Annotated in this window: 8 protein-coding genes; 4 read left to right on the top strand and 4 right to left on the bottom strand. The window is 39.5% G+C overall.

Annotated features, from left to right (window positions below; translation table 11 throughout):
• Positions 1-1,930 (bottom strand): hypothetical protein (locus OQY15_RS12600; RefSeq protein ID WP_265792113.1); only part of this gene is annotated, 1,930 nt, incomplete at its 3' end.
• 936 nt (positions 1,931-2,866) lie between these two features.
• Between OQY15_RS12600 and OQY15_RS12595 the strand changes: the two genes are divergently transcribed.
• Positions 2,867-3,076 carry a hypothetical protein gene (locus tag OQY15_RS12595; protein ID WP_265792112.1) on the top strand — a complete coding sequence of 70 codons (210 nt, stop codon included), beginning with the start codon at positions 2,867-2,869 and terminating at the stop codon, positions 3,074-3,076.
• A gap of 328 nt (positions 3,077-3,404) precedes the next feature.
• Here OQY15_RS12595 and OQY15_RS12590 read toward each other — a convergent pair whose 3' ends face one another.
• Positions 3,405-3,878: a glycine zipper 2TM domain-containing protein gene (locus tag OQY15_RS12590; protein ID WP_265792111.1), complete on the bottom strand. Its 474-nt coding sequence runs from the start codon at positions 3,876-3,878 to the stop codon at positions 3,405-3,407.
• A gap of 73 nt (positions 3,879-3,951) precedes the next feature.
• Positions 3,952-4,179 (bottom strand): hypothetical protein, encoded by a 228-nt coding sequence (locus OQY15_RS12585; RefSeq protein ID WP_265792110.1) that lies wholly within the window; start codon positions 4,177-4,179, stop codon positions 3,952-3,954.
• Between the two features lie 152 nt (positions 4,180-4,331).
• On the opposite strand from OQY15_RS12585, the gene OQY15_RS12580 reads away from it, so the two are divergent.
• The 3 genes from OQY15_RS12580 to OQY15_RS12570 all read left to right on the top strand — a co-directional run bounded on the left by OQY15_RS12580 (position 4,332) and on the right by OQY15_RS12570 (position 6,954).
• Positions 4,332-4,538 carry a cold-shock protein gene (locus OQY15_RS12580; RefSeq protein WP_265792109.1) on the top strand — a complete coding sequence of 69 codons (207 nt, stop codon included), beginning with the start codon at positions 4,332-4,334 and terminating at the stop codon, positions 4,536-4,538.
• A gap of 80 nt (positions 4,539-4,618) precedes the next feature.
• On the top strand, positions 4,619-5,428 hold the full coding sequence (locus OQY15_RS12575) for an SDR family oxidoreductase (protein ID WP_265792108.1): 810 nt from the start codon (positions 4,619-4,621) through the stop codon (positions 5,426-5,428).
• A 140-nt stretch (positions 5,429-5,568) separates the two neighbouring features.
• The gene (locus OQY15_RS12570) at positions 5,569-6,954 is read left to right on the top strand and encodes an MBL fold metallo-hydrolase (RefSeq protein ID WP_265792107.1); all 1,386 of its coding nucleotides are present in this window, start codon (positions 5,569-5,571) and stop codon (positions 6,952-6,954) included.
• Here OQY15_RS12570 and OQY15_RS12565 read toward each other — a convergent pair.
• Positions 6,949-7,536 carry a biliverdin-producing heme oxygenase gene (locus OQY15_RS12565; RefSeq protein WP_265792106.1) on the bottom strand — a complete coding sequence of 196 codons (588 nt, stop codon included), beginning with the start codon at positions 7,534-7,536 and terminating at the stop codon, positions 6,949-6,951. The two genes, OQY15_RS12570 and OQY15_RS12565, sit on opposite strands and share 6 nt — an antisense overlap.
• Between the last annotated feature and the right edge of the window lie 25 nt (positions 7,537-7,561).

The raw sequence follows: 7,561 nt of genomic DNA, 5'->3' as shown, positions 1-7,561 counted from the left end.
TTGTGCTTACACAAACGTCCTTTCCACCGCCAATACTTGCTGTCGGTAGCGGGTTCACCTGAACAATGGCATTTCCCGTTACATCATAACTACATCCCGTTGAACTTGCATCCTTAACACTGACCAGTTTATATTCGTAAGCACCAACTATACCATTAGGCTGGCTGATTGTTGCTACTCCATTATTGTCAGAAATTATGGTTTCTTCTGCACTACCAACTTTTTGATAAGTGAAAGTATAAGGAGCAGTTCCCTTAGAACCCTTCAAGGTAATGATCGAAGAACCTGAATTTGCACAAACCTGAACACTACCATTAATCTCGGCAACTGGTTTGGGATTCACTGTCAAGGTAGCTATACTAGAGCTAACAGTGCAATTGGCCGAAAAAACATCCAATCTGTATTTGTATCCATTTGCGATGTCAGACACGTCTTTAGCCATAAGGGTTTTAGTGGTAGACCCGGAAATTCCGTTGCCATCCTTAACAGCTTCCCACTTTCCACCAGGGACTAAATACATCCACTGAAATCCAGTAGCGTCCTCATCGACAACGGCTGATGCGCTAAAGTCAGCTCCTTGACAAATTGTAACACTCTGAGGTTGAGAGGTGATTCTTGGGGTAAGAACTTTTACCGTAACCGTCCCAATTGTCGACTTCTCATCGTAAAAATCTCTGTAAGTATATTCGATCGCATCAGTACCTAAAAAAGTAGGTTCGGGTGTAAATGTCAGCTCCTGAGTCTCCTGTGAAAATGTATAGGTCCCGATACCAGCCTTAGTAATACTTTGCTCAATTTCAGGCGTCTGTGGATTTAAGTCAACTTGATCTAGCTTAATAGGTCCATTTGCATTAGGAGTATCGTCATTTTTAAGTATTAAATAGCTTATAGGATTATTCTGACAAGTTTCAATAATATCATTCCCGGCCGTTGGTTGCTTAAGCTGGTCCCTATTCACACCCAATGTTAAACCCCTGATTTCATGATAATTATTGCTTCCTCCTGTAGAAGAGGAAATCCCGTATTTCAAACCTGCGGCAGGTATAGGCACATCGTATGGATAATCTGTAATGACTTTTGTAATTTGATCATTGTATCTAATACTTACATTAATCAGCAGTCCGCCACCCTTTCGCGGAATCAAATTGATAATTACTTTTCGATAACCAGTTTTGTTTTCCTCAGCACCCCTCACTCCTCCCGCGATTTTAAAACTTCTACTACCCTTGGAAGTTTGGTAGCTTTTTAAAAAAGCGTAATTTTTGCCATCAGTTTGGAAACCATCTCCAGCTCCACGTAATGTGACACTATTCTCTATAAATCCATCACCACCCTGTCTATTTTCTGTCGGATTTGAGAAATTACCATACTCATCAAGCCCGATACCCAAATAACCTTTACTCACACCCGGTCCGCCATTTAATTGGGAGTAACCAAGTGAGCCTCCAAAACCACCGATGTTAAAATCATTTTCCGTGACCGCGGCATCAAATAGAAAAAAACATATACCATCTGCACCATTACCGCCATAAGTAAAATATTCAAATTCGATATTGAGTCCATAATTACCGGTAAAAACATTATTAGAGAAGACATAGCCTTTTTGATTGCCAAAATTATTTGTTAACCTCAAATATCCCTCTCCTGGCTTGTCATTTGGTGCATCCGTTACACCCGGCGGGGCAGTACCAGCCGTTAGATAAGCAGAAGGTGCTCCTCCAAAAACTACATCTGATAACTTTGGAGAGGCTCCTTTAAAATCCTCCTTATAAGGAAACTGCGCAAATGCAAAAAACGGAATAAAAAAAAGAATAAAAAACGCAACCAGGGAAAAACCCTTCTTCACCAAAAAACCTCCCCGCTTATACCCTTGTATCAAGGATATCAACCGACCAGACCTTAATAAAACAGAAAGGAGAGGTAACTTCATAAAGCAGCGTTATTGTAAAGATTTAATAGTCTCGTTCATCATAAATAATTCAACTATAAAGAGGCTTTCAAATTTTAGTGAAGTTTTTCACTACAGCTCTTCTCTATAGGAGATCAATAATAATTTCTAATAAGTTAATTAATCGTTTTACTCCCACAAAATACCAACAATATTCGAATATTTCCAAATATAATTCCCCACTTTTCAAAATTTCATAATTCTCGTGCCAAAAACTATGTTCAGACAACAATTGAACTTTTAAGTATGTTTGAAAAAATCCTTCCAAGATCAAAATACAAACCAAATACATCTTTTAGGAGTGCAAAACCTGACCTACGTAATTCTGTGTTATACGGATTTTTTTATAAAAGTAGATTTTCTTAAAATACAGCCCGCAATAGACATAGGAGTATGAATTACCCATATTGAGAATTTTTGTACACACATATAAAATGGAAATCTTTGATTTTTGACATGGTTTAAAAATGCTGAATTAGCCACATTAACAACCTAATTAGTTAATATATATTAATTAATATAAGAATATTATCAATAAATAAGACTCATTACAAAAATCATCAGACACTTTTAAAAGAACAAAAATCACAATTATTAAACAATAAACAAATTATTAACCATAAAGAACAATATTTTGCAAAACCACTCAGTAAACATCCGACGACGCCAGTGGTAAATGACTAATAATCCGATTATTTTTTGTATCTTTGCAGAGAACGGAATACAAACACACTATTCTCTCAATACTTACTTGCTAATCAATCTATTGGTTAGATTCAATTTCTCCTGACCCCCTACCGTTGGTGTCCGGGATTTAAGTTTTATTCAGGCTAGATGGATCCTTGGATTGATATTTAGGATCGCCTCAACAAGTAAACATCAGAGAAGAGTTATTTTTTAACTAAATCAAGGAAATTTATGGCTAAGTCTCAGGCAACCTTCATGAAAAAGCAATTAGAGAAAAACAGACAGAAGAAAAAAGAAGATAAGGAGCAACGTAAACTGGAACGCCAGCAAAATTCATCAGGAGGAGACCTGGAAAGTATGTTGGCATACGTTAATGAATTCGGCGAGATCGTTTCGACACCTCCAGAAAAGGTTTCTACACCTCCAGAAAAAGATAAATAAGAACAGGCCTGTAAAAGGGCCTTTTTTTATTAGATATCAACCCAAGCATAATTTAAATGATACTATCTACAGAATCACATTATCTTGTTATCAGGTATATATCTCCTGTACACTTAACAGGCTATTAACGGGCTATTAACAGGCTGTTGACAGGCTCAAAAGGGTGTTTTAAGCCTGTCAACAGCCCGTCCGTACCTCCTTAAGTCCCTGATAATAGCAAACTGAATATCTTCTTAAACAGAAGTATCAACAATCAAGAATATAATGAGTATAAAAAAAGGCTATATCTGAGATATAGCCTTTAAATATATTAGATCAGCAGAGAAACTTATTGTGCCCTGCCTGATTTTTTATCTTGTCCTCTTCCGATCAGGTAACCTGCACCAGCACCAGCTACACCACCGATAACGGCACCTCTACCTTTTTTCTTGTCGATCAGGGCACCACCCAGACCACCGGCACCCGCACCGATTACAGTTCCGAGCGCAGCGCTACTCCAGCCTTTTTTCTTTTGTGTAGTTGTCGTCGTCGTAGTGGACGACGAAGGACTAGCCATTCTTGCAGCAGGTGCATTTTCAGCAGCCCTCGCTTCAGCCAGCATAAGTACTCTTTTTTCTTCAGCCTCTTTTGCTTCTTTAACTGCAAGTTCCTTTTTGACGATTTCAGCTTTTTGGAAGCTATCTACCCTCATACTATCTCTTGTTGCTTTTATAGCTGCCTGTCTGATTGCTTCTTCTTTTTTAGCATTGGAACAAGCCGACATGGCCAGGACAACTCCAAATATTGCTATTAACTTTTTCATCGTGTATCTTTTTTAGTTAGAGAATTAATAATATATCACTATTTACTAAAATGATGCCAAGATTAAAACAGCACTATTTATCCATCAACGGAGACCATCCCCGCTCTTCTGTACTGTCCCGATCATCATCTTCACCATCGGGATTATGAGAGATCCTGTCATTGTCATTATTGAGGTTAACATGGTAGCGGGTATCATCAGATGAATGATCTGCATCTAATCCCAGATTCGTGTTTTTATCCTCTTCAGCTAAATCGGTTTTAATTTTTTTATCCTGATCAGTGACTACTTTTTGATTCATATTTGCCATCATCTATAGGTTATATGATGTTATAACAAAAATAAACTCCCCCTGGTTTGTTAAAATCTGCTCTTTACGAAAGATTAACCGATTTAGATTTTGGATATTAGTATTCTATTGATTATTTTCACACCGAAATTTATAATAATAATATGCGTACAACAGGAAAAGTTAAATGGTTTAATTCTGCAAAAGGGTTTGGTTTCATCACTCCAGAAGATGGAGGAAAAGATATTTTCGTACATTTCTCTGCAATTGCAGGTGACTCATTCAGAGAACTGAATGAAGGTGATAATGTAGAATTCGAATTGAACGACGGTAAAAAAGGCCCTGAGGCTTCTAATGTAACTGTTATTTAATTAGCATTCGTTAAAAAATTAAAAAGGGGTAAATGCATCTGCATTGCCCCTTTTTTTATGAATAAAAACTAAATCATCTCATGAAAACGATAAGTATCCTTGGTTGCGGATGGTATGGCCTGGCACTCGGCAAAAAATTGGCTGCGTCAGGCTATACTGTAAAGGGATCAACCACCAGTCCGGAAAAATATCCTGCATTGAAAGAATCCTTCATTGAGCCATATCTGGTGAGTTTTCAGGATAAGGAAGAGAATTTTGATCCTGCATTTTTCGATAGCACCACGCTTATCATTTGTATACCCCCAAAACGAAGCAGTGCAGAACAGCATACCTATCTAAAGAAGATTGCAAAGATAGCAGATGCTGCTTCAGGAACAAGTATTGAAAATGTAATCTTCATTAGCTCCACTTCTGTTTACGGTGACCACAATGACAAAGTTGATGAATCTTCAGTCCCTCTGCCAGACACTGATTCCGGGAAAGCTATCTTAGCTGCAGAAAATCTGCTGAAAGAACATAGCGGCTTCAGCACTACCGTGATCAGATTCGGAGGACTGATAGGGCCAGACAGAAATCCAGGGAGGTTTTTTGCCGGAAAATCCGATATTCCAAACGGACAGGCGCCGGTAAACCTGATCCACCTGTCAGATTGTATCGGCATCACTCTGAAGATCCTTGAAAATCGCGCTTTCGGAGAAACATTTAATGCCTGCTCCCCTGAGCATCCGAGTCGTGCAGTATTTTACACCGATGCCGCAAGGCAATCAGGTATGGAACTACCCCAGTTTAAAGATGAACTATTATCATGGAAACAAGTAGACAGTTTTATGGTTAATCAAAAATTTAATTACAACTTTGAAGTGAAATTGAATCCTCTTGTGATACAATAAAATAGGAAATTTGAATCAATCAATTTTATGGAAGTGGCTGTGGTTACCTTTAAAAATGATATATTGCTGATCTGCCAGCCCCCATTGTATTGCATGGGAGCAGTTCAGGCGAAGTTTTCAAAGATACATTATACAGAGAGATGAAATTAACAGTGTGGGGCGCAGCGAAGCAGGTGACAGGAAGTATGCATTTACTTCAGTCGGAAGACTATAATATCCTGATAGATTGCGGACTGGATTACGAAAAGGGCACCTATCAGGAAGAAAACCAGTACTTTCCGTTCGAACCTTCAGATATTGATGTAGTGATATTAACTCATGCTCATATCGACCACTCTGGAAATCTTCCGACGCTTGTAAGAATGGGCTTCGAGGGACAAATCCTCTGTACCCCTCCTACTGCAGATCTTACAGAGTTGCTGCTCATGGATTCCGTTAATATTTTTCTGAGCAAGCAAAATAAAAGAGGTAAGGGTAAAAGAGCAGGCTCCGGTCCAAAACCTTTGTACCTGCACAAACATGTAACAGACACTGTAGAACGCTTTGTAACGATAGCTTTTGATAAAGATTTCAACCTAAGCCCAAAGATCTCCCTGAGATTTATACCTGTAGGCCACCTCCTCGGAGCGGCAGCAATAGTACTTACCCTGCAGGATGAAGGAAAAGAAAAGAGGATCGCCTTTACAGGAGACATTGGCCGTAAAAACTATCCCGTTCTCGTAGATCCGCAGGCGATTCCTGCGGTAGATTATCTGGTATCTGAGTCTACCTATGGGGGCCGGGTACATAGTAAAGATACGACGCTTCAGGACAAACTCATCGAAACAATAAACGACACCTGTGTGAAGTTCCCCGGAAGGCTGATCATTCCTGCCTTTAGTATCGGCAGAACTCAGGCACTGGTATACTCACTGAACAAGATCTTTAGTGAGGGGCTCCTCCCCCCGGTGAAGATATTTGTAGATAGCCCACTTGCCAGTTTCGCCACAGATGTGTACCGCAAATACCATCATCTGCTCAACGAAGAATCACAGGATTTTTATAAACGCAAAGGCGATGAGTTCGAATTTGAAGAACTATCCTATGTGCAGGACAAAAGGGAAAGTATCTCCATCTCCAATTACCATGAACCCTGTATCATCATCTCCTCAGCAGGTATGCTGGAAGGTGGCCGTATACAGGATCATTTGTACTACAATATCCAGAATTATTACTGCACCATCTTATTTATAGGTTACTGTGCCAAGGGAACGCTTGGAAACCGCTTACTGCGTGGAGATCCTATCGTAAGACTGAGACACCGCGACCTGATGGTATTTGCCACCATCAAACAGACAGACCTCCTTAGCGGACATGGCGATCATGATGACCTAATGAGCAACGTGACTCAGCAGAACCCTGCCATTCTGAAGAAGGTCTTTCTGGTACATGGTGAAGGTAAAAGCCAGGAAATCTTAGCCACTTCAATACGCGAAGCAGGTTATGAAGTAGCTATTCCTGAAAAAGGCGAAGTGTTTGAATTATAAAATATTTTTAACACTTCTTGATACCTGGGCGATGTGCTCAAACATATCAACAGCACTATGCTCAGCAAGCTGATGTTCCTCTTCAGGAACGGTAGTATTCAAAACATTCACAAAACTCAGCCATTTGGGCATAAGATTTTGTGCATACACATTGTAATAGTTTAAGCTCAGGTTTTCGAATGCAGGATTTGCACGAAGTTTTTTCTGGATCACATGCCCCCCAAGGGTAGCTCCTTCCAGCACATACATTGCACCCAATGAAGAAGAATTATTGTAATCCTTCAGCAGAAAATCGATATCTAACGCGTCAAGATCTGCCTTGTCCATATTCATCTCCTTCAGATCCTGCTCAAGAGCAGAAAGTTTGTCCCTGTTTTCGATATCAAGACTCTCCTTGATATCATCATCCAAAGCCTCATGTAATTTGGATTCTATAGCAGCATGAACAACGTAGTTGGTTGCCAGTAAAGTTTTATATTGCTCGAGTGTCAGTGTTTTGTTCATAATTTGCTGAACAAACATCAAATTTTCGAGCTCATCGTGATGGGCACTTGTGGCCGACTTTAATTTTTCCTGAAGCATGAAAGCCTGGTGTAATAAGAGTGAT

The sequence above is a fragment of the Pedobacter sp. MC2016-15 genome (assembly GCF_026239695.1).
Taxonomy (GTDB): domain Bacteria; phylum Bacteroidota; class Bacteroidia; order Sphingobacteriales; family Sphingobacteriaceae; genus Pedobacter.
Note: the sequence above shows the minus strand (reverse complement) of the source record. Positions and strands in the feature narration are given on the sequence as shown.